The sequence below is a fragment of the Streptomyces orinoci genome, assembly GCF_003121295.1.
GTDB lineage: Bacteria > Actinomycetota > Actinomycetes > Streptomycetales > Streptomycetaceae > Streptomyces > Streptomyces orinoci.
In genome coordinates this window covers 1-24,114 of sequence record NZ_PHNC01000010.1, presented here as the reverse complement: position 1 = coordinate 24,114, position 24,114 = coordinate 1, and the positions used below count along the sequence as shown (strand labels likewise).

The window sequence follows — 24,114 nt, the reverse complement described above, 5'->3', positions numbered from 1 at the left end:
TCTGGGCGAGCTCCCCGGCTGTCTCCGCTTCCCGGGGACGAGTGCCGGCCGTCACCGGGTGGCCCGGCCGCGTTCGCCCGCTCGCGGCGAGCGAGGCGGCCCGCCGGTACCCGGCGGGGGTGTGATGACCGTGGGGCACCGGGAGACACGCAGCCGTCCGGGGTGCCAACTCCCGTACGTACGCCCGGCGCAAGTCCGCGCGGACCAGGGTGCGCGACCCCCCGTGGCAAGGCCCGGATGGGGCGGCCATGTCACGCATGAACATTGTCGGCAAGGGCCCCCGGGCACGGCGCGAACACCCCGCACACAGCGCAGCCAGAGCATGCGATCTCCGACCCGTGCGTGGCTTGTCCTCGCTGGACCGTCGATCTGGTTCCCCGACGGCCCGGTGACGGACCTCAAATCGGCTTGCGCCACACGGAGATGTGCTTCCTGGAGTCCTGGGTGAACGGCGCCCCGTCCCAGTCCGCGACCCGGCGTTCCAGCCGGAGCCCGGCGATCCGTGCCATCAGATCGAGCTCCGCCGGCCAGGCGTACCGGTGCCGTGACTTGCCATGGCGGTAGCGGCCGTCGTCGTCGCGGGTGAAATGGTGCGAGACAAGAATCTGCTCGGCCAACTCGAAGGTGTCGAAGCCGGAATGCGCGTCGGAGACATCGAACGGCACCGCGACCTGGCCGGGCGGCAGGAACCGCAGCGGAGGCACGTTCAGTTCGATGACAAACCGGCCGCCGGGCCCCAGATGGCGTGCGGCATTGCGGAAGCACTCGACCTGCTCGTCCTGTGTGAGCAGGTTCGAGATGGTGTTGTACACGAGATAGACCAGGGTGAACTCGCCGGGGACGACGGTGGTGGCCATGTCCCCGATGGCCACGGGCAGGGTCTCCTCGTCGATCTTGCGTCGGAGGACCGCTGCCATGTGCTCGGACAGTTCGATGCCCACCACCGGCACACCGCGTTCCCGGAGGGGGATGCCCACTCGTCCGGTTCCAATGGCGAATTCCAATGCCGGGCCGCCTCCGGCGAGTTCGGCGAGAAAGGCGAGAGTCGGACCGAGGACGGCCGCCGAGAACATCTCGCTCTCCTCGGCGTCGTAGCGGTCGGCGATGGCACGGGTCCACAGCTCACTGCTCGTCACGGTGACCACCTTGCCGGGTGCCCCGGGGCAGTGTCTACGCATTTACGTTCCGGCGGGACCTGCTCACTGCGGTTCGGGGGCGGTCCGGTAGCGATCTGGCGGCATCCGGCCGATGGACTGCCCCGGCCGCCTGCACCAACCTGACGGATTACCTCCAACCTGACGGATTCCATGCGTTCTTGAATTGCAGGCCAAGCCTGGCAACCGATCCGAGTCGCCGACCCGTATATGGCCGGATTCCCCGCGCGAGGCATGCCGCGCCGGGTGTCTCCCTGCCGCAGAGGAATCGGATTTCCCAATCCCCTTTCCTGGATTGTGATGTGCACCACCTTGTCGGTGAGAAGTGGGCATGGATAGCGTCTGGCGCCGGACACCGAAAGGTCGTCCCGCACAACTAATCTGTCAAGTAAGGGAAATTGGGGGGATCAGGCATGCGTATCAAGCGCATAGCTCAGGCGGTTGGCACCATGGCGCTCGCACCGGCCCTGGTGCTGGGGCTGTCCACGGCGGCGCACGCCGACGGGGATGTGCACTGGATCCACAAGAACGACGACAAGGCCCTGAAGGTGACCTGGGCTCACGACCACCCGGACCGCCTCACGGTCTCCGGCGGCAATTCGGACATCTGGACCGACTGGCACGACGTGGCCCAGAGCGACGGGAGCTGGCTCGAGAAGAGTCAGGTGGACCTCAACTACTGCATGACGGCCTACTACGACCACGATGTGTACATGGAGCGCTGCAGCGGCAATAACTTCCAGCGCTGGGACGAGGTCAACACCGGCAACGGCTGGAAGCTGGTGAACCGCCAGACCCATGAATGCCTCGACAGCAATGGCAGCTCCGTCTATATGCATGAGTGCAATGACGGCAATAAGTACCAGCTTTGGTTCTGAATCGGCCTTCCCTAATGCTCCAGCCGCACTTCGTGAGCGGTCCGGTCAGCAAATTGACACTTGCGTGGGCCGGTAATCGAACGCCAGAGTGACCGTCCACTCGTGACGATCCGACAGCAGACCTATCGTCAGCGCCCTGCGATCGCAGGGCGTCGGCGTCACCCTGTACCCGATTACCAGAAGGACACATCACCTATGTCCAGCGTGCGCAACAAGATCGCGCTCCTCGCAGCCACGGCCGGCCTCGCCGTCGGCACCGTGGCCCTGGCCACCCCAGCCGGCGCCGACGTCATCTCGGGCGGGGACCTGCAGTACTGCCGCTACCAGATCTGCCTGTCGTACAACGGCGACGCCAACGGCGGGTGGTGGACGTCGAACGCCGAGGAGTGGGCCGACCTGGCAGGCCAGACCTTCCACAGCGGCCAGAGGCTTCCCACCCTTGAGGTCGGTGTCGGCCAGCCCGTCAAGAACGCCGCCGCCTGGGTCGGCAACGGCGGCACCCGGGACATCTATGTGTACGTCAACAGCCAGCGCTACGGGTGGGGTGCCTACGACGTGGTCTACCCCGGCCACGGCGGCGACCTGCAGGTCACCCGGAACAACGAGGCCGCGTACTCGGTCAACCCCCACTAGTGATCGCCGCCGGCTGATGGCCGTGGGCGATCCCATCCCGTACTCGCCCACGGTCGTGCACCGATCTCCGCCGGGCCGGCCATGCGCACCGCGTGGCCGGCCCGGCCGGCTCCACCTCTGCTCCAGGAAGGTCCCCACCGCTGTGCCGCACCTCCCGCACCGCGTGTCCGCCGGATCCGCCGCACTCCTCGTCACGGCGCTCGGCGCCCTGCTGGCCGGCTGCTCCGGCTCCGGCCACCCGGCAGCCGCCCCGAACCCCGCGGCCGCCGCACCGACCCTGGCGGACATCCCAGCCACGCCCAGTGCGGCCGTCCCGTCCACCGCCCCGAGCGACCTGAGCACCCTCCGCCTGCCGGTGGAGCAGTACATTCTCACCCCGGCCGACAACGCCCAGCTGAACCAGGCCACCTGGGTGCTGGCCGGTGACTGCATCCAGCAGCACGGCGTCACGTTCCCGACGCCGGCCCCCCTCACCCACCAGCGCAGCGGCAGTGAGGTCCCGCGCCGGTACGGACCGGCGGACCCGGCCGTCGCCGCCAAGGACGGCTACCACAATCCGGCCGTGACGGAGCAGGACAAGATGCCGCCGACCGACAGCATGGCCTCGCTGTCGGCCGCCGACCGCGCCACGGTGAACCGCTGCCGCGCGATCGCCCAGAAACAGCTCAGCGGGGACGCGGCCTACGGTTCCTCCTCGATCGGCGAACAGATCAACTCCCGCAGCTACATCAAGGCCACCGCCGACGACCGGGTCACGGCCGCCTTCGCCGCCTGGTCCGGCTGTATGAAGACCGCCGGCTACGCCTACGCCTCACCGATCGACGCCTACAACGACCCCCACTGGAGCGCCTCGCCCACGGCAGAGCAGCAGGAGATCGCCACCGCCCAGGCCGACATCACCTGCAAGCGCCGGACCAACCTGATCGGCATCTGGTACGCGGTCGACGCCGCCTACCAGCAGCAGCAGATCGAGGCGCACCAGGCCGAACTCGACCGCGACCGCGCCTCCGAACAGCGCCAACTCGGCAAGGCCCGCAAGGTGTTGGCGCGGAGCCCGGGATCGAACTGACGCAAACGATCACCGATACCGCTGCGCCACTGCCGTGAAGGCCGCCTTGGGTTCCCATTCCATGTCGGGGTAGGTCTGTCCCATGCGCCCTTCGAGGAGTTTGACGATGCCCAGGCCGGCCCGGTCCAAATCGTCCCTGGGGTCGCCGTCCGGGCGGTGCGGGTAGCCGGGCAAGGCGAACAAGAACACGAACGCGCTGTCCACGCCCTCGGTCTCGAAGATCTCCAGCAGTTCGCTCAGATATGCGGCCTGGCCGGCCTCGTCACGCTCGTATATGCCGTTCAGCCGTACAGGGGCCTTGGTCTTGGGGTCGTGCTCGACCACTTCCAGCACCCGCCCACCGCGGTCTCCCGCGCCTCGGTAGGCCGCGGTGCCGAACCCGGTGATGGCGAGTGGCTTCGGGCCTTGGGCCAGGGTGCGCACCGCGTCCCGGAACCGGTCGGCTACCTCGGCGGAGCGGATCAGCTCGAACGTCACAAAGTCGAAGGGAGTCCAGTCCACCTGCTCGAACTGGATGGATGCATAGGTGAGTTTGCCCTGGAAGCGCTCGCGGACCATGGCCGCGGCGTCGCGGAGGAATGTGTTGATGCGCACGCCGAGTTCGCGCATCGCTTCGGCCCGCCGCTCGGGTTGGCTCATCAGCTGCTCGACCCGCTCCTCGGGGCTGTCTCCGGGCAGGAACCCGCGGTTCATCACGCTCAGCTCGACGCCCGCGACGAACACAACTGTGGCTCCCTGCTGCCGGAGCCGTTCCGCTCGCTCGGCGCAGTCGCGGAAGAGCGTGAGGATCTGCTCCGGATCCAGCTCCAGCGGATAGGGCGAGAACCAGACCTCCAGGCCGAGCTCGGCGGCGGCATCGGCGGCCAGCTCCAGTCGGTCCGGGTCGCCGCCGATGATCTGGACTGCGTTGCAGTGCAGGTCGTCGCGGATGATGGCGAGCTCGCGCCGGACCACCGCGGGGTCGAAGTCCTCGCGGGATATCCGGCCGTGCACCACGAATCCGGTGTCGTAGGTCATTCCCCTTGCTCGCATGGTGACGTCCTCTCTGTCGGTCCCGATCGGGTCGAGGCTGACAGAAAATGTGCGTGCACGCAAGTTTTCGTATGCGCAATTTTGCGCGCGTGCAGCCCTGTGTGGAACGCTGGCATCGTGACGACACCACCACGAGGGCTGCGGGAGCGGAAGAAGCAGGCCACGCGCGAGGCGCTACGCGAGGCGGCCCTGCGCCTGGCCATGGAGCGCGGACCCGACCAGGTGCGCGTGGAGGACATTGCTGAGGCGGCCGGGGTCTCGCCGCGCACCTACAACAACTACTTCGCCAGCCGCGAGCAGGCGATCGTCTCCGCTGTTACCGCGGACCGGGAGGCGCGCATCGCGGCGGCGGTCGCGGCCCGGCCCGCAGGAGTGCGCCTGGCCGACGCCGTCACCGAAGCAGTGGTCGAGCAGTACACAAACACCGGCGAGCGCGAACACAAGGCGCTGGTGCTGATCACTGCCCAGGCCGCGCTGCGTGACGCGTTCCTCGATTCCGCCGCCGGCATCGAGCCCCCTCTCACGGCGGTGATCGCCGAACGCCTGGACAACGCCGAAGCGCACACAGCCCGCGTCCTCGCGGCAAGCGTGGCCGCGGCAGTTCGCATCGCGCTGGAAGGCTGGCTCCGGCCGGCCGGGAAGGCAGAGGCCGCCGAGAGTTTCGCCGCCGGAGGGCTGGTCGTGCCCTCCGGCTCACTGCCCGACCGGCTCCGCATGGCGCTGGCCCCGCTCGCGCCCGCATTCGACGCCGCCGAGCAACGCACCCAGCCGTGAAGCCGGCCGTTCATCGAGGTAGCGGCCGAGGCGGAACGCGCCGCGATGACCGTGTGGGAAGGCTTGCCCGACGGCGAGAGCGTGCGTGACCACCTGGAGGACAACCGGCCGGCGTTCCTCGACGCAGCCCGAGCAGTCATGGGATGACCCACTGGCGACCGGCGCAGATCGTTTACGGGACAACCCTTATGCGGCGGGGCCGCATCGTGCACTTGCCCCGTGACCTTTGGCGGCGGAAAACGGATCCGCCGCAAGGGACCCGCCCCTCAGGACACCACATCCTTCCCCCGGAAATGCCGGAACCCCAGCGCGAACAGCACCACCGCATAACTCGCCGAGACCGCCGTCCCCTTGATCATCCCGCCCCATTCCGCCTGCGGCTGGAGGACGTCCGCCCAGGCGTACTGCCAGTGCGCGGGCAGGAAGTCGCGCCAGTGGCCCAGGGCGGTGATCGCGTCCAGGACATTGCCCACGATGGTCAGGCCCATTGCGCCGCCGACCGCGCCCAGTGGGGCGTCGGTGACCGTGGAGAGCCAGAACGCCAGGGCGGCGGTGGCCAGTTGGCTTACCAGGACGTAGCCGGTGATGGCCGCCAGGCGGGCGGCCGCCGTTCCGGCCGGGAGGGTGCCGCCGGTGGGAATGTGCAGCGGGCCCCAGCCATAGGCGACCGTACCGGCCGCCAGGGCCACCAGCGGCAGCAGGGCGACGGCCGCCGCGCTGAAGGCCAGGGCCACCACCAGCTTGCTCAGCAGCAGCCGGGTGCGCGGCACCGGTGCCGCCAGCAGATAGCGCAGCGAGGACCAGCCGGCCTCGGCGGCCACGGTGTCCCCGCAGAACAGGGCCACCGGCACCACCAGCACAAAGCCCGCCGAGACAAACAGCGCGGTGGCCGCGAAGTTCACCCCGGAGGCGGTGGCGGTGTCGATCAGCGACACCCGCCCGTCGCGGGAGCCGTCGTGCCCGCCGATGGCGAAGGCGGCGATCAGGACGAAGGGCAGCACCGCCAGCACCGCCCCCACCACCAGCGTGCGGCGGCGCCGCAACTGCCGGGCGGCCTCCACCCGCAGGGGAAGCGTCCGCCGCGCCCGGTAACCGGGCGCGGACTCCAGTGCGGTGCTCATGCCGAACCTCCGATCAGGGTCAGGAAGGCGTCCTCCAGGCGGCGATGCGGGCCCACACTCGACACCGGAACCTCCAACCGCACCAGTTCGGCGAGCAGTTGCGCCGTGCTCGCCCCGTCCAGCCGTACCAGCAGGCCCGTTTCGGCGGGCACCGCCGAGCCCACGCCCGGCAGCGCGGCCACCTTCTCGGCCAGCACCTCCGACACCTCGCCCTCGACGCCCACCAGCAGGGTGTCCCCGGCGCCGGTGATCTCCGCCACCGGACCGGCGGTCACCAGCCGGCCCCGGTCCATCACCACCAGATGTGTACAGCTCTGCTCGACCTCGGCCAGCAGATGACTGGAGACGATCACGGTGCGACCGGCCGCCGCGTAACGGATCATGACCTCGCGCATCTCCCGGATCTGCGGCGGGTCAAGGCCGTTGGTCGGCTCGTCCAGGATCAGCAGATCCGGCAGCCCCAGCATCGCCTGGGCGATGGCCAGCCGCTGCCGCATGCCCTGGGAGTAGGTGCGCACCGCCCGGTCCAGCGCCGACCCCAGACCGGCGATTTCCAGCGCCTCGTCCAGATGCGCGTCCTCGGCGGGGCGGCCGGTGGCCCGCCAGTACAGGTCCAGATTGGCCCGGCCGGACAGATGCGGCAGAAAGCCCGAGCCCTCCACAAACGCCCCCACCCGGGAGAGCACCGGGGCGCCCGGCCGGATGGCATGCCCGAACACCCGGATCTCGCCGCCGTCCGGACGGATCAGGCCCATCAGCATCCGCAGGGTGGTGGTCTTGCCCGCCCCATTGGGCCCCAACAGGCCCAGCACCTGGCCGCGTTCGACCCGGAAGGACAGATCCTGGACGGCGTACCGGTCGGCCGACTTGGCGTACCGCTTGGTCAGACCGGTGATCTGCAAAGGGACTTCGGCCGGCCGGGGATCCGGCGCGGCCGGCGCGGCGGAGCGCCGGCGGCCGGTCAGCAGCAGCGCCGCCGCCACCGCCACGGCACCCAGCGGCATGCCCCAGGTCCACCAGGGCAGTGCCGAGGAGCCGGTACGCACCCCCGGCGCGGTCGGCACGCTCAGCCCGCCGCCGGCCAAGGACACGGTGTAGGTGGCCGGCTGGACCGGTGAGGCATAGCCCAGGTCGGTGGCGGCGAGCACCAGCCGCATCCGGTGCCCGGCCTCAAAGGTGTGGTCCACCGCGGGCAGCCGCAGCTCCACCACCCGCCCGTCCCTGGCATCGGTCACCCTGACCGGGGCCACCAGCTGACCGGGCAACCGCTGCCGCCCGTCCGGCCCCACGTCATAGACCTTGGCGAACAGCACCGCCTCCCCGCTGTCCGAGGCCACCTTGACCCGGGCCACCGGGGCGCCGGTGACATGGACGCCCTCCTTGAGCCGGGCGGAATCGAAATGGGCGTACTGGCCGGGGAAATCCAGGGACACCCCCAGGCCCAGGCCCGACAACTGGCTCGCCCCGCCCAGTCCGGGCAGCGTGGAGACGGCGGGCGGCCCGGCGCCCGCCGGGTTGGCAAAGCGCTGCTCCCGCCCGGTCAGGGCGATGGGACGGGGGTCATTGCGCAGCCCCGGATAGCTCCGGTCGCTCGCCCCGCGCAGCTGGGGCTTGCCGGCCGTGGTGTCCAGGCCGCCGGTGCGGCTCACCCGGAACACCGGGCCGGTGTCGGCGCTCCGGTCGTCCTTGAGGTAGCGGTCGAACCAGGCGCGGGCGCGCCGGCCGATCCGGTCCTGCTCGCCATAGCCGGTGTCATGGCCGCCGGCCACCCAGTCCACGGCGACCGGTGCATGGTTGCGGCTGATGGCCCCGGCTGCCTGGTCGGCCTGGTCCAGCGGGAAGAGCGAGTCGCTCTGGCCCTGCACAATCAGCGCCGGGACCCTGATCCGGCCGGCGACGGCGGAGGGGCTGCGCTGCTCCAGGAGTTGCCGGGCCTGGGCGTCCGGCCGCCCGGCCACCGCCACCCGCTGGTACATGGCGCACAGCTCCGGCTGGAAGCGGCCGCAGCCGGTTCCCACCGCTCCCTTCCGGCCGCTGTTCGAAGCGGAGCCGCCGGCCGGGGCCGAGGCGGCAGTGGAGCCGGTGGTGAAGAAGATGCCGGACCACAGCTTTTTGAAGACATCGCCCGGGAACAGCGCGTCCGCCAGATTCCAGTAGGTGATCTGCGGGGCGATGGCATCGACCCGTTTGTCGTACCCGGCCGCCAGCAGGGCCAGCGCACCGCCGTAGGAGGCGCCCGCGATGCCCACGCGCGGGTCGCCGGGCTTGTCCAGCCGGACCTCGGGCCGTTTGGCCAGCCAGTCGATCAGACGGCTGACATCGGCCACCTCGGCGTCCGGCGCATTGAGCCCGATACGCCCGGTGGAGGCGCCGAAGCCGCGCGCCGACCAGGTGAGCACCGCATAACCGTCGCGGGCCAGCTCCTCGGCCTGGCCACGCAGCTCGTCCTTGCTGCCGCCGAAGCCGTGTGCCAGCAGTACAGCCGGACGGCGGCCGGTGGAACCGGCGGTGAAGAAGGAGGTGTCGAGGCGGACGGTCGCCTTGGATCCCGGGCTCTCCGGCATGGTCAGGAACCGGTCCTCCCGGTGCACGGCGGGCGGGCCGGAGGCGGACGCGGCCACCCCCCAGGTGCCCGCGCCGGCCAGCACGGCCAGCGCGGCCACCACGGCCGCCAGTCGCCCACGCCCGGGGCGGCGCACAGTGATGCGGGGCAGCTTCATGCGGGAAAGGGTATGCGGAGCCGCCCACCGGTCCGGCGGCACGGTCCCCCCGGTCCGGCGGCACGGTCCCCCGGTTCGGCCGGCACGGTCTCCCGTTTTCGGATGGCACGGCCCCCGCTTCACACCCCGGCCAGCTCCGCGAGCCTGCTCACCGTGTTCCAGTTGCGGGCGGTGGCCACCTCGGCCGGCGACCGCCGGGCCAGCGCCTGAGCCAGCCTGGAGTCCCGCAGGCCGTCCGGGCAGAGCAGATACACCTCCCGCTCGCCCAGGGCGAAGACATCGGGGAGGTAGGCCGCCGGATCGAGATCGGCCACCGGGCCCGGCCGTGCCGGAGCGGACAGAAAGGTCACCAGAAGGCGGGCGGGCAGAAAGTCCCGGCCGGCGAAGGGGTTGGCGTCGATCACCCGTCGCAGGTCCGCCGCCTCGCGCACCACACAGCGCACGGGGAAGCCCAGCCGGTCCGCCAACGCCCGCTCCAGGGAGGCGGTGAGCTCCTCCGGGCCCGCCCCGTCATGGGTGAACACCGCGTTGCCGCTGTTGAGATGGGTACGTACGGCACCGCCGCCGAGGCCGGTGAGCAGCTCGCGCAGCGTCTGCATGGGAACGCGCCTTTTGCCGCCGACATTGATGCCGTGCAGCAGCGCCACATAGGTCGTCACCGCCTCACCCTAATCCGCCCCCAAGGACTGTCAACGACGGGTTGACACCCTCCAACTGTCAACCTACGGTTGTCACATGACCACTTCAGTACGGCTCGACGATCTGATCGACGCCATCAAAAAGGTCCACTCCGACGCCCTCGACCAGCTCACCGACGCGGTGCTGGCCGCCGAGCACCTCGGTGAACTCTCCGACCACCTCATCGGCCACTTTGTGGACCAGGCCAGGCGCTCCGGGGCCTCCTGGGCCGACATCGGCAAGAGCATGGGGGTCACCCGGCAGGCCGCCCAGAAGCGCTTTGTCCCCTCCGGAATCGACCCCAGTGAGGGCTTCAGCCGCTTCACCCCCCGGGCCAGGAAGGCGGTGGCCAACGCCCAGGAGGAGGCCCGTAACGCGAGCAACGACCACACTCTGCCCGAGCACTTGGCGCTGGGACTGCTGACCGTGGGCGGGTTCGGTGCCGAGGCCATCACCGCACAGGGCCTCACCCTGGAGGCCGTCCGGCAGGCGCTCACCGCCCAACTCCCGCCCGCCGCACCGCAGATCCCCGCGCTGATCCCCTTTGACTCCGGAGCCAAGAAGGCGCTGGAGCTGACCTTCCGGGAGGCGCTGCGCCTGGGGCACAACTACATCGGTACGGAGCATCTGCTGCTGGCCCTGCTGGAGTACGAGGACGGCAAGGGGGTGCTCAGCGGACTGGGCCTGACCAAGGCGGCCGCCGAGGCCTTTGTGATGGAGAAGCTGGCGGAGTTCGTTGCGCACGACGACTCGGCCGGCTGAGCCCCGCGATCTGCCCGGCTTCCTGGGGCTGGCCGGGCAGGTGGAGCAGTGGTTCGGCCCCATGGTGACGGACCCCGGATTCCGGGCCGCGGTGGAGAAGAACATCCGCCGGGGTACGGCCCTGGTTGCCGTCACCCCGGACGGCGCCGGCCCGCTGGGTGCCCTGCTGTTCGGCGCCAAACCGCCCATGTACCACGTGCATTGGCTGGTGGTGGCCGAGGGCGTGCGGGGGCGGGGCATCGGCCGGGCGCTGCTGGCCGACGCCCTGCACAGGTTCGTCCGCCCGCCCGGCACGGTCGAGGTGGTGACCCTTGGTGAGGACCACCCCGGTGCCCGGGAGAGCGGTGCCCGGGTCTTCTACGAACGGCTCGGGTTCATCCCGGGCGACCCGGAACCGCCGGGCCCGGAGGGAGGTTCCCGCCAGCGCTATCGACTGGCCTTGTAACGCGGGGAGTTGGGGCGGTGCGGTGGGGGACACGGCACCGCCCCTCCGGCAAACGGCACCTCAGTGCATCGCGGTGAAGAACTCCAGATTGTGTTCGTCGGGGTCATTCACATAGAAGGCCCGCGCCCCATTGAGGTGGTTAACCTCATTCGGCTTGGTGTGGTACGGGTCGGCCCAGTAGGTCAGCCCCCGCTCCTGCACCCGGGCGAGGATGCCGTCGAACTCCTCCTCGGACACCAGATAGGCGAAGTGCTGTGAGGCGATCTTCTCCGGCGGCACGATGTGGTCGGCGTAGTCGATGGTGACCCCGTTCTCCAGACGCACGGCCGCGAAGGGCCCGTTGGCCTCCGGTTCCGGAGCGCCCAGCAAGTCGGTGAGGAAGCGGGCGGCTTCAAAGCGGTTGGTGCTGTTGACCACCGTGTGGTCGAGACGGGCGGGCATGGTGCTCTCCTTCTGGCGGCTGCTGCGGTCCCCGGAGTTGCCCCCTCGGTAAGGGGCTCTCCTGTGATGCACCAATGACATTAGAGGGGCTCCGCGGGTGCGGCAACGGACTGCGGACCTAGTCCGTCAGCTCGGCCCGTATGCGTCAAAAGGCGTACTGCGCAAGCCCGTAGCCGAACGACCAGTCGATGGACTCGTTCTCCGTGACGGTGATCAGCACATTGCGCGGGTCGGTCCCCGCGTACTCCTGGGCGTACTCCGCGGTCCGCCGGTAGAGCGCCTTCTTCTGTGCGGCGGTGCGCCCGGAGCGCATGGTGATGGCGATGACCACCAGCCCCTCGTCCCGGGGAACTTGCGGGTAATTGCCGTAGAGCAGCGTGCTGTTGGCCCCCTGATGACTGGTCAGGATCTGGAAGCGGTCATTGGGCGGAGTGCCGATGGTCTCGGTGAAGGCCTCGAGTACGGCGCGGCCGAGGGCCTGAAGCCGCTCGTTGTCGGCGTTCACCGCGTCAATGCGGACAAGTGGCATGGCGATGCGTCTCCTTGGAAGGCTGCAAGTGCCGTACATACTAGTAGGTACAGAAGAGGTGGCGGCAGCGGGTAACGGCCCGAGCGTTACCCTGGCGGCTATGGCCACAGAAGATAAGCTCGCCTTCCGCTTCGACTGCGGTGCCACCTGGTTGAACTTCCTTGCCACCCAGGGCCGTACCTTCAGCGCGGCCCCCGTGGAGCGGCTGGCCACGCCCGGCCGGCTCGCCGAGTGGCTGGAGCACTGCGAGCTCTCCCCGGAGCGCGCACCGGATGCGGCGGACCTGCGCCGGGCGCGGGCCCTGCGTGAGACGCTGCGTGCCCTCGCCCTGGCCACCGTCGCCGAACAGCCGCCGCCCGCCGGCGCGGTCGCCGAACTGACCGCCTTTCTGGCCGGACATGAGGACCCGGTCCGGCTGACGGTGGAGGGCAGGCTGCGCCGCCAGGCTCCGGCGACCACCGCCGACGCCCTGGCCAGGATCGCCCGCCAGGCCGTGGACCAGCTGACCGGCTCCGACCGGCTGGCTCTGAAGAGCTGCCCGGAGGACGACTGCCGGGGGGTCTTCAGCGACCCGCCCGGACGCCGCCGCTGGTGCCCCTCCCCGGCCTGTGCCAGCCGGGGCAGGGTACGCGCCCTGCGCGCCCGCCGCGGCGCCGCCGCCCCCAAGTAGCCGGAACCCCTACCTCCGCCTTGGCAACCCCGCCGGTCCGGCCGAAGCTTATGGGCACCGCATCGGCAAGGGAGGAGGGCGGAGATGGGTATCTGGGGCCAGGACTGGGCCAGTTACCAGTCATCGAGGCCAAGCACCAGAGGGCTCTCGTTCGCCTTCGTCAAGGTGAGCGAGGGCCTGTCGTACATCAATCCCAAGTGGGTGGCACAGCGCGACCACGCCAAGGCCCATGGGCTGGTCTGGGGCGGCTACCACTACCCCCATATGGGCAACCGGCCCGCCGACGAGGCCGATTACTTCCTGTCCCAGGTGAACTGGAAGCCGGGGGACCTGGTGGTGCTGGACTGGGAGGGCTATGACGACGCCAACAGCCGGGTTTCCCGGGCGCACCAGGCCGCCTACAAGGAAGCCTGGCTGCGGTATGTGAAGGCGCGGCTGCCGCAGAACGGCGTCGGCATGTACTGCAACCTGGACTACTGGCGGAATGTGGACACCACTTCCTACTACGGCGACTTCCTCTGGATCGCCACCGCCGGGCGCCCGGCCGGGGATCCGGGCATCCGGGCCGCCTGGATGTTCCACCAGTACAGCGATGACGGAGTGGACCGGGACTACTGCCATCTGCACAGCACCGCCCAACTCCGGTCCTGGGCAGAATCGTTCCGGCACAAGGCTCCCGCTCCTCGCCTCCAGGAGGAAGAGATGATCGCCTTCTTCACCGTGCCCGCCAATACCGACTTCGACCTGCCGGTGGAGCCGGCCGGAACCACCGACGCCCCCCAGGGCGGGGCACGCAATGCCGCGATCTGGTTGGCGCTGACCCCACAGGGCGCGGACGGCCAGGTCACCACCGCCTTCCACCGGGAGGGCGGTTCCTGGGACCGCCCGGCCGGTCCCGCGCGGGTCTCGGTGGCGGGCTCCAAATTACTGCTGCCGCTGCCGTCCGACGGAACGGTGGACAAGGTACGGATCCACTCCACCGTGCCGCTGGTCGGCTATCTGGTAGGACGGCAGGCGGTCTAGCGCGCCGGTCGCTTTCGGACACTCGAAATGTGCGAAAAAACGTGATCGAAGTCGCCGGCGGCCCGACGGCCGTCTAGGCGTGCAGAATATTGGCGCCCGCCGCGCGGAGCTCCTCCACGGCCGGGGTGCCGCGCGGGGCGTCCGTCACCACCAGGCTGAGCTGCTCGACCGAACAGATCCGGCCGAGCGCCACCCGGCCCAGCTTCTCGGCGGTGGCCACCAGGATCACGCGCTGCGCCGCGCGCACCGCGGCCCGCTTCACATGGACATCGTCCAGGTTGTAGGCGGTGGCCCCATTGGCCGCGTCCACTCCGCAGCAGCCCAGGATGAAGGTGTCGAACCGCAGGTCCTCAAAGGTGCGGACGGCCATCTCCCCGTAGAAGGACAGCTCGCCCGGCCGGATCTGGCCACCCGGCAGCAGCAGCCGGATGCCCTCACCCGCGGCCAGCGGATGGGTGGCGTGCAGCGAGAGCGGGGTGACGGTCAGCCGCCGCTCGGCCATGGCCTCCGCGATGGCCACCGCGGTGGTGCCGGTGTCCAGGGCCACCGTCTCACCGTCGTTGAGCAGTCCCACCACCACCTTGGCCAGCCTGGCCTTGTCCTCACCGCCGATCATCGCGCGCACGGCATATGGCGGTTCCACACCGCTGAGCAGGGTGTTCACCGCGCCGCCATGGACCCGGCGCAACGCGCCCCGGGACTCCAGCAGTTCCAGGTCGCGGCGGATGGTCATCTCGGACGCCTCGGTGGCGCGGGCCAGCTCCGCGACCGAGGCCCGGTTACGTTCGGTCAGTAGGGACAGGATGAATCGGTGACGTTCGGCAACAGTCATGGGCCTGATGTAGCACGTCAACCACGCGCACTGCGACTTTCGCTCCCGGCGGCCGTGCGCTCGGCCGACCGGAACGTTACTCATGGGGTTGACTTTCTCCCACACCAGATGTGTACTCACACGACGATCATGTTCATAGTCCTGGAGGACACTTATGGCCGTCCCCGGCAGCCCGCCGGACCACCCCGTCACCCCGCCGCTCTTCAGCCGCGCCGCCGTCGTCGCCTCCTGCGCCGGCTTTGTGGTGATCGGCGCCCTGCAGGCGCTCTACGGACCGGCGATCCCCGCCCTGCGCAAGGAGTTCGGCATCGTCCCCGCGGTGGCCGGACTCTCGCTCAGCGCCCACTTCATCGGGGCGCTGCTGGGGGTGCTGGTCTTCCATGTCCTGCGCGGCAGGGCGGGCAACCGGCAACTGCTGGGCGGCTCCTATGCGTTGATGGCCGCCGGAGCGGTGATCTTCGCGCTGGCCTCGGCCTGGCCGCTGGCGCTGGCCGGGGCGTTCATCACCGGCCTGGGCTTCGGCGGCATCGACTACGGGCTCAACCAGCTGTTCTCCCTGGGCTTCGGCAACCGCAGCACCGCCATGCTCAACCTGCTCAATGCCCACTTCGGCATTGGGGCGGTGGCCGGACCGGCGCTGGTGGGCTGGCTGGGCGCCCGCCACTACCCGTGGATCTTCGGCGCCATGGCCGTGATCTCCGTCCTGCTGATGTGCACCCTGGGCGGCGTCGCCAAGGAGGAACCCGCCCCCGAGGCCACCACCCACACCTCCGGCGCCACCTCCCGGGTGCTGCCCCTGGTCGCCGCCTTCATCGGTGTCTATGTCTTCCATGTGGCCATCGAGACCGGCGTCGGCGGCTGGGAACCCACCCATCTGGAGACCTTCGGCTATGGCGCTTCCGCCGCGGCCACCGCCACCTCCGCCTACTGGCTGGCCATGACCGTGGGCCGGTTCGCCGCCGTGCCGGTGACACTGCGCTTCTCCGCGCCCGCCATCACCATCGTCTGCTGCCTGGGCATGGCCGGCTTCCTGCTGCTGGCCACCATCCCGGACGCCGCGCCCTACGCCTATATCGGGGTGGGCCTGATGATCGCCCCGATCTTCCCCACCTGCCTGCCCTGGCTCAACCGCTCGGTGCCCACCCTCGCCGGAGCCGGTGCCTATGTGATCGCCGCCTCGATGATCGGCGGCGTCGCCTTCCCGCCCCTGCTGGGCGTCGCCATCGATGTCTCCGGCGTCAAGGCGCTGCCGGTACTGCTGTTCGCCCTGGCCATGTGCTGTGTGCTGCTCAGCCTCTGGCTCACCCGGGCCACCTCGGGCGCCCGTCACCGCACCGCCAACCCGCCGCCCGCCCCGGCGGCGTCCGCCGACTCGGAGGTGACCCTGTGACCGCCGTCCTCTTCGATATGTTCGGCGTCATCGCCCGCCAGCAGTCCCCGGCCTCCCGGGCCCGCCTGGCGCAGACCGCCCAGGTGCCCGCCGAAGCCTTCTGGGACGCCTACTGGTCGCTGCGTCACCCCTATGACCGGGGGGACCAGCTCGGCCCCGAGTACTGGGCGAAGGTGGCCGCCCGTCTGGGCACCCGCTTCGACGAACAGCGGACCGGCGAACTGATCGCCGCCGATGTGCACAGCTGGAGCGAACTCGACCAGGAGATGGTGGAGTTTGTCTCCGCCCTGTCCCGGGGCGGCGTCCGTACCGGGCTGCTGTCCAACATCCCCGAGGAGCTGGCCGCCCACTACGAGCAACAGCACACCTGGCTCGAGCACTTCTCGGTGCTGGCCTTCTCCTGCCGGATCGGCCACGCCAAGCCCGAGCCGGGCGCCTATCTGTGGTGCGCCGAGCACTTCCAACTGCCGCCCGGGGGCATCCTGTTCGTGGACGACCGCGAGGACAATGTCCGGGCCGCCGAGGCGCTGGGCATGCGGGTGCATCTGTTCACCTCGCGGGACAAGCTCCGGCAGGCGCTGACCCGCGCGGGCATCCGGTGAACGGCGCGGTCGTCCGATGAAAATGCGTCACCAGCAGTTCGCCCTGACCGACCCGGTCTTCTATGAGACGCCCTACCAGGTGCGCCCGGAGGACGAGCGGTTCGCCGTGGGCGAGCGACCGCTGCCCGAGGAATGGCAGCGCGAGGAGAGCGGCCCCTGGCTGCACCTGCGCCCCAAGGATCTGCAACTGCCCGCCCAGGGCTGGAAGATCCATGGGTAGCGGCGCCGTCGAACTCCACCAGATGGGTCTCGAAGTCCGCGCACATGTTGCACGTGGTCTCTTCGATGCGCATCAAGTGCGCGTCGGTGAACACGTTGTGCCGGTGTTCGCCACGAAATCCACGCCGCACCTGCAAGAAGCTCACATTTTCTGTCAGTTTTGACGGATCCGTAATCGACCGTAAGCCAGTCGTCGTACGGTGATCGGTATGAAGCTCCGGTACAACGTCCGGGTGTACCCGAGCGCTTCTCAGTGCGGCAGTCTGGCGAGGGCGTTCGGGAGCGCACGCGTCGTATGGAACGACGCCCTTCGCCTTTGCTGTGACGCCTACGCGAAGGGCCTGCCGCGTCCCACGGCTGCAGAGTTGTCGAAACAGGTCATCACTCAGGCCAAGAAGACTCCGCAACGGGCCTGGCTGGCCGAGGTGTCCGCCGTGGTGCTCCAGCAGTCCCTGCGCGACCTGGAGCGTGCGTACAGCAATTTCTTCGCCTCCCGGAACGGCGCCCGCAAGGGCCCGAGGATGGGCCCGCCGAGGATGAAGAAGAAGACCGCCCGGCAGACGGTCCGTTTCACCTCGAACGCCCGCTGGTGCATCACCGATGGCGGGAAGTTGCGGCTTCCGAAGATCGGTGATATCGAGGCGCGCTGGTCCCGTCAACTTCCCTCGAAACCGTCATCGGTGACGATCATCAAGGATGCCTCCGGCCGGTACTTCGCATCGTTCGCGGTGGAGGTGGAAGACACACCTCTGCCCGTGCTGGATGCGGAGGAGACGGATACCGGAATCGACCTGGGTCTGACCATGTACGCCGTACTGCGGGGCCGGAAGATCGCCTCCCCGAAGTTCTTCCGTCGGCAGGAACGCAAGCTGCGGCGGGCCCAGCGGGCGCTGTCCCGCAAGCGGAAAGGATCGAATAACCGGCGCAAGGCCCAGCAGGCCGTCGCGAGGATCCATGCCCGCATCGCCGACCGGCGACGCGACTTCATCGAGCAGGAGACCACCCGCATCGTCCGCGAGAGCCAAGCGGTCTATGTGGAAGACCTGAATGTGAAGGGCATGGCCATCCGCCGCGGCAGGCTCGGCAAGAGCGTCCACGACCAGTCCCTCGGCAGGTTCATCCGCACCCTTGCGGCCAAGTGCGCACGGTACGGAAGGACCTTCGTCACGATCGACCGGTGGTTCCCCTCCACCCAGCTGTGCTCCCATCCCGGGTGCGGGCGGCTTACCGGCCCCAGGGGCCGGGAGGATCTGCACGTGCGCGTGTGGGCCTGCGCGGAGTGTGGAACCCGGCACGACCGGGACGAGAACGCCGAGGCCAACATACGCGCCGCTGGACGGAAACGTGCTGCTGAGATGGGGTACGGGGCGGAGCGTCGAAACGCCTGTGGAGAGCACGTCAGACCCCGCAAGCCGGGGCAGCGCTCGGTGAAGCGGGAACCCACCCGAAGCCTCGCCGCCACACGCGGCGAGGCAGGCGGGAATCACCCACGTTGACGCGGGTGAGGACGTCAATGCAAGTAGGAGTCTGCCCCGCTCCGCTCGCCGCACCGCATCCAGCATGCAGTCGTAACACGGCGCCGGGCCGGGGATTCTGACGTCGCCGGCCCGGCGCCGTTGGCGTGTTCGGGAACCTATCTCCCAGCATTCCTGTTTGGAACAGTCATCGATGGGCCAGGTCGATCACTCCTGATGTGATGTTGATGGTCATAGCGCCGCGTTTTGAACGCCGGAATCCCGGGTACCGGGTGGCCTCCTCTGGATATCCGCCGGTCAGAGCGGTATCTCGGTGGAGAGTTCGTACAAGAACCTTCAACAAACGATCTAGGCAAACGAACGCCAGCTCTGTTAGCGTCGATCGCGGATTCCCCGCCGGTCCCCCTGGTCACATCCGACCCAGCGGACCGGCCAACTCCCCCCCGACAGCACCTACTTGCTCATGGAAAGGGGATCTCATGGACGTCAAGGACGTTCGGGATCTGATCTACTACCCCGTCAGCGCGCAGAAGTTCGCACGCGGTGAGGGCATCTTCCTCTACGACGAGGACGGCAACGAATACCTCGACTGCGCCTCCGCCACCTTCAACCTCAGCCTGGGCTACAGCCACCCGGCCGTCGTCGCGGCGATGAAGGAGCAGTTAGACCTCTTCACCCACCTGACCTCCTCCATGCAGAGCGACCCGATCAACGGGCTGGTGCGGAGACTGGTGGAGGTCTCCCCGGACAACATCACCAAGGTCCACCCCAAGGTCTCCGGCGGCTCCGAGGCCAATGAGGGCGCCATCAAGATGGCGCAGTACGCCACCGGCAAGTCCGAGGTCATCTCGCTGTTCCGCAGCCACCTCGGCCAGACCATGATGATGACCTCGATGTCCGGCAACGCCTTCCGCAAGGCGCCGTTCCCCTCGCTCTTCCCGCGCACCCTCCAGGTGCCCGACCCCTACTGCTTCCGCTGCTTCTACGGCCAGAAGCAGGGCAGTTGCGGGATGATGTGCGTGGACCGCATCGAGGACTTCCTGGAGTACGCCAGCACCGGCCAGGTCGCCGCCATCGTGGTCGAGCCGATCTCCGGCAACGGCGGCAACATCGTCCCGCCGGACGGCTACTTCCAGAAACTGCGCGCCTTCTGCGACGAGCACGACATCGTGCTGATCTTCGACGAGATCCAGACCGGCATCGGCCGCACAGGCGAGATGTTCGCCGCCCAGCACTTCGGGGTGGAGCCGGACGCCATCACCACCGCCAAGGGCCTGGGCGGTTCCGGCGCCCAGGTGGCCGCCATCCTCACCAACGACCGGCTGGCCGGCCTGCCCGCCAACCACCACTCCTTCACCTATGGCGCCAACCTGCTGGCGGCCTCGGCGGCCAATGTCACCCTGGACATCATCCGCCGGCCGGAGTTCCTGGCCAATGTCCGGGCCACCGGCAACTACATCATGACCCGCCTCGACGACATGCGGACCCGCTACCCGGCCATCGCCGACCCCCGCGGCGTGGGCCTGATGATCGGCTTCGAGATCGTGGACGCCGAGGGCGAGCCGGACGTCAAGCTCACCAACCACCTGGCGAGTGCCGCCATGCAGCACGGCCTGATCCTGCGCACCTCCCGCTATGGCTACGGCAATGTGCTCAAGATCCGCCCGCCGCTGATCCTCACCCTCGACCAGGCCGAGCTGCTGTGCGACCGCCTGGAGAACCTCTTCCTCGCGGAGCTGGCCTCGTGAAAGACCTTCTCACCGGCCTCGGCCAGCATGTGCGCAATGAGCTGATGGCCTACGCCGACCGCGGCCTGGCCCGGCAGGTGCACGGCGACTCCCCGGGCGGCGACGCCCAGTTCGATGTGGACGAAGTCGCCGAGCGCGCGGTACTGGAGTACCTCAAGGCCAACGCCACCGTCCCACTGGCCGTTTACACCGAGGACGGCTCCCTGGTCGAGCTGGCGCCCGACCCCCGATACGTCCTGGTCGTGGACCCCATCGACGGCACCCGGCCCACCTCGGCCGGCCTGGAGATGGGCATGGTGTCCATCGCCGCCGCCCCGCTGGGCGACGGCCGGCCCACCCTGGCCGATGTCACCGCCGCCCATCTGCTGGAGATCAAGAGCGGCGCCTGGATCTACGGCGACGACGAGGAAGGGCTCTCCAGCGGCGGATACACCCACCCGCTGCCCCGGCTGAGCACCACCACCGACCCGGCGAAGATGTTCTGGTCGATCGAGTTCAACGGCCACCCCATGCACCTGATGAACGCGGCCTACGCACATCTGGTGGACCAGTCGGCCAACACCGGCGGCGTCTTCGTCTTCAACAGCGCCTCCTTCTCCATCTCCCGTGTGATCACCGGGCAGTTGGACTCCTATGTGGACATCGGCAACCGGCTGCTGCGCGACCACCCGGCCACCGAGGCCGAATTCCTGCGGGCCGGCCGGGGATCGATCCTGCACCTGTTCCCCTATGACATCGCCGCCGCCGTCTACCTGGCCAAGCTCGCCGGGGTGACCATCACCGACGCCTATGGCGAGGACCTGGGCAGCACCGAACTGCTCGACCTCAACCCCATGAACCAGCAGTCGTGCATCGCCGCGGCCACCCCCCAGCTCCACAAGGAACTGCTCGGAGCCATCCGCTGGGACCTCCCGGGCATCGACACCGCAGGAGGCGCCGCGTGAAGGCCCTGATCCTCAACGAACAGCGCGGCCTGACCCTGGTCGAGCACCCCAAGCCCGAGCCCGGGCCCGCCGATGTGGTGGTGCGCGTGGTGCAGACCGGCATCTGCGGCACCGACCGCAGCGTGCTGGTGGGCAAGTTCCCCGCCAATCCCGGTGTGGTGATGGGCCATGAGGCGGTCGGCGTGGTGGACTCCACCGGCTCCGCCGTCACCGCCCACCGGCCTGGCGACCGCGTCATCATCAACCCCACGCTCTACTGCGGCAGTTGCCAGACCTGTCTGGAAGGTCACTGGGACTTCTGCGCCAACAAGGCAGGCACCGAGGTCGGCCTCGACCTGGACGGCGCCTTCGCCGAGTACATCCGGCTGCCCGAGCGCTTTATCCACGCCATGCCGGAGGAGATGAGCTTCGACCGCGCGGTGGTCGTCGAGCCGCTGGCCTGCGCCCTGAACAACATCGAGGCCGGGCGGCTGCGGGCCGGCGAGACCGCGGTGATCGTGGGCGGCGGCCCGGTGGGCGTGGTGTGCGCCCTGGCCGCCTGGCACTACGGCGCCCGGGTACTGCTCACCGAGCCCGACCCCTACCGCCAGGAGCTGTGCCGCGAGGTCTTCGCCAAGGCCGGCGCGGACCGGGTCACCGTCCACACCCCCGACGACGCCCAACTCGCCCGCCGCGGTGATGTGGTGATCGACACCGTGGGCAACCTGCTGGAGCAGAGCCTGGCCTATGCCGCCAACCGCGGCCGGGTGGTCATCATGGGCTACAACAGCAAGGCCGAGGCCACCGTCCGACCGCTGGAACTCCTCCAGCGCGGACTGCGCATCATCGGCGCCGGTGACTACAACAGCCAGTTGTTCCCCAAGGCGATCGAGCTGGCCCGCTATCTGCCGCTGGAGGAACTGGTCACCCACCGGTTCTCCCTGGAGGAGCATGAGCAGGCGTTCGCCGCCCTGGCCGCGGCCCCCGGCACCCCCTACTCCGCGCTCAAGGTCGTACTCGCCCCGGACCCGGCCGGAGCCCAGCGGTGAGCACTGACCTCGCAACCGCTCTGCTGCCCGGCCTCAACCGGCCGGCGGTCATCGGGGAATACCCCTACTACCGCGCGGAGCCCGGCCGTTGGGCGGTCAACCTCCGCGAACTGCGCGCCCTCGGCGTGGACATCGTCTCCTGCTACCTGCCCTGGCGGTTCCATGAAACCGCCCCGGGCGCCTTCGACTTCACCGGCGCCACCGACCCCCAGCGCAACATCACGGGGCTGCTGGACGCCGCGGCCGAAGCCGGGCTGGCGGTGCTGCTCAAACCCGGACCGTTCATCCACGCCGAGGTCCAGCTGGGCGGCCTCCCGGACCGGCTGTGCGAGCCGGGCCGGGCCCCCTACACCGCACTGGCGGGCACCACGCTGACCTCCCAGGCCAAGCCGCTGCCCAGCCTGTTCGCCCCGGAGATCCGCCAGGAGACCGCCGGCTGGCTGCGGGCCGTCACCGACCAGGTGATCGGCCCGCGGCTGGCCCCCGCCGGGCCGGTGGTCGCCGTCCAGCTGGGCAACGAGGGCATCTGCGGTGACGCCCATCTGCCCATCACCGGCCAGGACGGCGGCCCGCACGCCCGTGCCGCGTTCGCCGCCTGGCTCACCGGCCAGGGGCTCGACGCCGAGGCCCGGCAGGCGGAGCACGACCTCGACCGGTGGTCCGGGGACCTGCGCCTGCTGTGGTCCCGTTGGTCCGGCCAGGCCATCGCCGATGTCTGGCACTGGCTGGCCGGGCTGCTGCCGGAGTCGGTGACCAAGGTGGTCAACGTTCCGCTGGCCCCGGTCGCGGGAGACCGGCCCACGGTGGACGCCTGGGCCGCGCGCTCCGCCACCATCGCCCGCTGCGGCTACCGGGTGGGGCACACCGAATGGGTGGGCAACCCCAGCGCCGACCCGGAAGCCTTCCGGGCCCATCTGCTGGGCATCCGGCTCGGCCGCTCCGACGTCCTGGAGGCCAACTGGGGCTTCACCTGGACCGACAAGGGCTTCGCCGAGCCGCGCACCCCGGTGTTCAACGCCCTGCTGGCACTGGCACTGGGATCGTCCACCGTCAGCGTCTACACCGCCTGCGCCACCCGCTCCTGGGGCGCGGACATCGATATGGACGCGGACGGACTGCGGGCCGAGGGCGTGGATCCCGCGCTGCACGAGCCCCCGTACTGCCCGGGCGCCCCGGTCACCGAGGACGGCGCACCCGGCGCCACGGCGGAAGGACTCCGGCTGCTCGGCGCGTTCCTGGACCGCTTCGGCCCCGACCTGCTCACCAGCGAGCTGCACCGGGACGCGGTGCTCGGCATCGACCGCGCCCTGCCGGAGGCCGATGCCTGGGTCCCGGAGCAGGACAGCGCCCTGCGGCAGACGGCCGCGGCCGTGCAGGATCTGCTTGCACGGCGGGGGCTGCTGGTGGATGTCCGGTGGCTGGACGGCCGGCCGGTGACGGGTGCGTTGCGGGCCGGGCCGGAGGGGGAGGGGCTGGTGCTCCGGCCCGGCGCCGTGCCTCCGGGGGCCGTCGCGGAGTACCTGGCGTCGCTGCTCCCCGAGGGGGCGGCGGAGTGGGCCAATGAGGGCGGGCGGGCTTGTGTGATCCGCCGCACGGGGCCGGATGCGGAGTTCATCGCGGTGTTCAACCCGACGGACGCTGCTGACCGGGTTGCCGGTCGAGTCGGCGGCCGGGCCTGCGAGATCACCGTGCCGGGTGGTACGGCCGCTGTTGCGGTGGTGACCGGTTCCACCCTGGCCGGGTGGGTCGCCACGCCTGCGGCTCCGGGCGGGCTCTCGGTCGAACTGACCGTGGATGGACGACCGGTGGACGACCTGCGCGTCCTCCCCGCGCTCGGGTAGGCGTTCCGCGCTGCGCGGTTGTGGGCAGTCGTTCCGCAGGGCGATGGGGGCACCCCCGGCCGGAGGTTGGGGGAGGGTGGGCCCAACCGGCCATCGGGGTGCACCC

General features: G+C 69.8%; 24 protein-coding genes. 16 read left to right on the top strand and 8 right to left on the bottom strand.

The genetic code is table 11. The features are described from left to right. Positions 1 to 398: 398 nt before the first annotated feature. A complete protein-coding gene (locus tag CV755_RS07525; RefSeq protein ID WP_161968614.1) occupies positions 399 to 1,136 on the bottom strand; it encodes a class I SAM-dependent DNA methyltransferase in 738 nt (245 codons plus the stop codon). Positions 1,137 to 1,567: 431 nt separating this feature from the next. Here CV755_RS07525 and CV755_RS07520 point away from each other — a divergent pair, with 431 nt between their 5' ends. From CV755_RS07520 to CV755_RS07510, 3 genes are all read left to right on the top strand, one after another. Beyond that, a complete protein-coding gene (locus CV755_RS07520; RefSeq protein WP_109279390.1) occupies positions 1,568 to 2,032 on the top strand; it encodes an RICIN domain-containing protein in 465 nt (154 codons plus the stop codon). A 195-nt stretch (positions 2,033 to 2,227) separates the two neighbouring features. Further along, positions 2,228 to 2,665, top strand: coding sequence for a hypothetical protein (locus tag CV755_RS07515; protein WP_109279389.1), 438 nt, complete (start codon positions 2,228 to 2,230; stop codon positions 2,663 to 2,665). Positions 2,666 to 2,828: 163 nt separating this feature from the next. Then, the gene (locus CV755_RS07510; RefSeq protein ID WP_109279388.1) at positions 2,829 to 3,734 is read left to right on the top strand and encodes a hypothetical protein; all 906 of its coding nucleotides are present in this window, start codon (positions 2,829 to 2,831) and stop codon (positions 3,732 to 3,734) included. Positions 3,735 to 3,743: 9 nt separating this feature from the next. On the opposite strand, the gene CV755_RS07505 is transcribed toward CV755_RS07510, so the two are convergent. Continuing rightward, positions 3,744 to 4,751 (bottom strand): hypothetical protein, encoded by a 1,008-nt coding sequence (locus CV755_RS07505; RefSeq protein ID WP_109279387.1) that lies wholly within the window; start codon positions 4,749 to 4,751, stop codon positions 3,744 to 3,746. Positions 4,752 to 4,883: 132 nt separating this feature from the next. Between CV755_RS07505 and CV755_RS07500 the strand changes: the two genes are divergently transcribed. Beyond that, positions 4,884 to 5,540 (top strand): TetR/AcrR family transcriptional regulator, encoded by a 657-nt coding sequence (locus CV755_RS07500; RefSeq protein WP_161968613.1) that lies wholly within the window; start codon positions 4,884 to 4,886, stop codon positions 5,538 to 5,540. 266 nt (positions 5,541 to 5,806) lie between these two features. On the opposite strand, the gene CV755_RS07495 is transcribed toward CV755_RS07500, so the two are convergent. The 3 genes from CV755_RS07495 to CV755_RS07485 form a co-directional block, all read right to left on the bottom strand. Continuing rightward, complete coding sequence (locus CV755_RS07495; RefSeq protein ID WP_109279386.1) at positions 5,807 to 6,661, bottom strand: ABC transporter permease; 855 nt, start codon at positions 6,659 to 6,661, stop codon at positions 5,807 to 5,809. After that, on the bottom strand, positions 6,658 to 9,381 hold the full coding sequence (locus CV755_RS07490; RefSeq protein WP_109279385.1) for an alpha/beta fold hydrolase: 2,724 nt from the start codon (positions 9,379 to 9,381) through the stop codon (positions 6,658 to 6,660). The genes CV755_RS07495 and CV755_RS07490 overlap by 4 nt, the downstream gene beginning before the upstream one ends. A gap of 119 nt (positions 9,382 to 9,500) precedes the next feature. After that, positions 9,501 to 10,040 (bottom strand): DUF1697 domain-containing protein, encoded by a 540-nt coding sequence (locus CV755_RS07485; RefSeq protein WP_109279384.1) that lies wholly within the window; start codon positions 10,038 to 10,040, stop codon positions 9,501 to 9,503. A gap of 76 nt (positions 10,041 to 10,116) precedes the next feature. On the opposite strand from CV755_RS07485, the gene CV755_RS07480 reads away from it, so the two are divergent. Then, on the top strand, positions 10,117 to 10,821 hold the full coding sequence (locus CV755_RS07480) for a Clp protease N-terminal domain-containing protein (RefSeq protein ID WP_109279383.1): 705 nt from the start codon (positions 10,117 to 10,119) through the stop codon (positions 10,819 to 10,821). Beyond that, positions 10,796 to 11,266 carry a GNAT family N-acetyltransferase gene (locus tag CV755_RS07475; protein ID WP_241561033.1) on the top strand — a complete coding sequence of 157 codons (471 nt, stop codon included), beginning with the start codon at positions 10,796 to 10,798 and terminating at the stop codon, positions 11,264 to 11,266. The genes CV755_RS07480 and CV755_RS07475 overlap by 26 nt, the downstream gene beginning before the upstream one ends. A 60-nt stretch (positions 11,267 to 11,326) precedes the next feature. Here CV755_RS07475 and CV755_RS07470 read toward each other — a convergent pair whose 3' ends face one another. Further along, complete coding sequence (locus CV755_RS07470; RefSeq protein WP_109279382.1) at positions 11,327 to 11,707, bottom strand: VOC family protein; 381 nt, start codon at positions 11,705 to 11,707, stop codon at positions 11,327 to 11,329. Positions 11,708 to 11,852: 145 nt separating this feature from the next. Then, the gene (locus CV755_RS07465; RefSeq protein WP_109279381.1) at positions 11,853 to 12,236 is read right to left on the bottom strand and encodes a tautomerase family protein; all 384 of its coding nucleotides are present in this window, start codon (positions 12,234 to 12,236) and stop codon (positions 11,853 to 11,855) included. Positions 12,237 to 12,336: 100 nt separating this feature from the next. Here CV755_RS07465 and CV755_RS07460 point away from each other — a divergent pair, with 100 nt between their 5' ends. Further along, positions 12,337 to 12,906, top strand: coding sequence for a CGNR zinc finger domain-containing protein (locus CV755_RS07460; protein ID WP_109279380.1), 570 nt, complete (start codon positions 12,337 to 12,339; stop codon positions 12,904 to 12,906). A gap of 84 nt (positions 12,907 to 12,990) precedes the next feature. Further along, complete coding sequence (locus CV755_RS35530) at positions 12,991 to 13,929, top strand: glycoside hydrolase family 25 protein (protein ID WP_109279379.1); 939 nt, start codon at positions 12,991 to 12,993, stop codon at positions 13,927 to 13,929. 73 nt (positions 13,930 to 14,002) lie between these two features. On the opposite strand, the gene CV755_RS07450 is transcribed toward CV755_RS35530, so the two are convergent. Continuing rightward, positions 14,003 to 14,761, bottom strand: coding sequence for a DeoR/GlpR family DNA-binding transcription regulator (locus tag CV755_RS07450; RefSeq protein ID WP_109279378.1), 759 nt, complete (start codon positions 14,759 to 14,761; stop codon positions 14,003 to 14,005). A 154-nt stretch (positions 14,762 to 14,915) separates the two neighbouring features. Between CV755_RS07450 and CV755_RS07445 the strand changes: the two genes are divergently transcribed. The 8 genes from CV755_RS07445 to CV755_RS07410 all read left to right on the top strand — a co-directional run bounded on the left by CV755_RS07445 (position 14,916) and on the right by CV755_RS07410 (position 24,008). Continuing rightward, positions 14,916 to 16,151 (top strand): MFS transporter, encoded by a 1,236-nt coding sequence (locus CV755_RS07445; protein ID WP_109279377.1) that lies wholly within the window; start codon positions 14,916 to 14,918, stop codon positions 16,149 to 16,151. Beyond that, positions 16,148 to 16,753, top strand: coding sequence for an HAD family hydrolase (locus CV755_RS07440; RefSeq protein WP_206608393.1), 606 nt, complete (start codon positions 16,148 to 16,150; stop codon positions 16,751 to 16,753). Before CV755_RS07445 ends, CV755_RS07440 begins: the two co-directional genes overlap by 4 nt. A gap of 16 nt (positions 16,754 to 16,769) precedes the next feature. Beyond that, positions 16,770 to 16,973, top strand: coding sequence for a class III lanthionine synthetase LanKC N-terminal domain-containing protein (locus CV755_RS34905; protein WP_153068605.1), 204 nt, complete (start codon positions 16,770 to 16,772; stop codon positions 16,971 to 16,973). Between the two features lie 208 nt (positions 16,974 to 17,181). Beyond that, entirely contained in the window at positions 17,182 to 18,468 is a 1,287-nt protein-coding gene (locus CV755_RS07430; RefSeq protein ID WP_241561032.1) for an RNA-guided endonuclease InsQ/TnpB family protein, read from the top strand. 458 nt (positions 18,469 to 18,926) lie between these two features. Next, entirely contained in the window at positions 18,927 to 20,195 is a 1,269-nt protein-coding gene (locus tag CV755_RS07425) for an aspartate aminotransferase family protein (protein ID WP_109279375.1), read from the top strand. After that, entirely contained in the window at positions 20,192 to 21,139 is a 948-nt protein-coding gene (locus CV755_RS07420) for an inositol monophosphatase family protein (RefSeq protein ID WP_109279374.1), read from the top strand. Before CV755_RS07425 ends, CV755_RS07420 begins: the two co-directional genes overlap by 4 nt. Then, positions 21,136 to 22,167, top strand: coding sequence for a zinc-dependent alcohol dehydrogenase (locus tag CV755_RS07415; RefSeq protein WP_161968612.1), 1,032 nt, complete (start codon positions 21,136 to 21,138; stop codon positions 22,165 to 22,167). Before CV755_RS07420 ends, CV755_RS07415 begins: the two co-directional genes overlap by 4 nt. Next, positions 22,164 to 24,008 (top strand): beta-galactosidase, encoded by a 1,845-nt coding sequence (locus CV755_RS07410; protein WP_109279372.1) that lies wholly within the window; start codon positions 22,164 to 22,166, stop codon positions 24,006 to 24,008. The genes CV755_RS07415 and CV755_RS07410 overlap by 4 nt, the downstream gene beginning before the upstream one ends. Positions 24,009 to 24,114 lie beyond the last annotated feature (106 nt).

Bases quoted from the DNA above. Each gene is read 5' to 3' on its own strand.
- CV755_RS07520 (WP_109279390.1), top strand. From the start codon at position 1,568: ATGCGTATCAAGCGCATAGCTCAGGCGGTTGGCACCATGGCGCTCGCA.
- CV755_RS07515 (WP_109279389.1), top strand. From the start codon at position 2,228: ATGTCCAGCGTGCGCAACAAGATCGCGCTCCTCGCAGCCACGGCCGGC.
- CV755_RS07505 (WP_109279387.1), bottom strand. From the start codon at position 4,751: ATGACCTACGACACCGGATTCGTGGTGCACGGCCGGATATCCCGCGAG.
- CV755_RS07495 (WP_109279386.1), bottom strand. From the start codon at position 6,661: ATGAGCACCGCACTGGAGTCCGCGCCCGGTTACCGGGCGCGGCGGACG.
- CV755_RS07490 (WP_109279385.1), bottom strand. From the start codon at position 9,381: ATGAAGCTGCCCCGCATCACTGTGCGCCGCCCCGGGCGTGGGCGACTG.
- CV755_RS07480 (WP_109279383.1), top strand. From the start codon at position 10,117: ATGACCACTTCAGTACGGCTCGACGATCTGATCGACGCCATCAAAAAG.
- CV755_RS07470 (WP_109279382.1), bottom strand. From the start codon at position 11,707: ATGCCCGCCCGTCTCGACCACACGGTGGTCAACAGCACCAACCGCTTT.
- CV755_RS07465 (WP_109279381.1), bottom strand. From the start codon at position 12,236: ATGCCACTTGTCCGCATTGACGCGGTGAACGCCGACAACGAGCGGCTT.
- CV755_RS07460 (WP_109279380.1), top strand. From the start codon at position 12,337: ATGGCCACAGAAGATAAGCTCGCCTTCCGCTTCGACTGCGGTGCCACC.
- CV755_RS35530 (WP_109279379.1), top strand. From the start codon at position 12,991: ATGGGTATCTGGGGCCAGGACTGGGCCAGTTACCAGTCATCGAGGCCA.
- CV755_RS07450 (WP_109279378.1), bottom strand. From the start codon at position 14,761: ATGACTGTTGCCGAACGTCACCGATTCATCCTGTCCCTACTGACCGAA.
- CV755_RS07445 (WP_109279377.1), top strand. From the start codon at position 14,916: ATGGCCGTCCCCGGCAGCCCGCCGGACCACCCCGTCACCCCGCCGCTC.
- CV755_RS34905 (WP_153068605.1), top strand. From the start codon at position 16,770: ATGAAAATGCGTCACCAGCAGTTCGCCCTGACCGACCCGGTCTTCTAT.
- CV755_RS07430 (WP_241561032.1), top strand. From the start codon at position 17,182: ATGAAGCTCCGGTACAACGTCCGGGTGTACCCGAGCGCTTCTCAGTGC.
- CV755_RS07425 (WP_109279375.1), top strand. From the start codon at position 18,927: ATGGACGTCAAGGACGTTCGGGATCTGATCTACTACCCCGTCAGCGCG.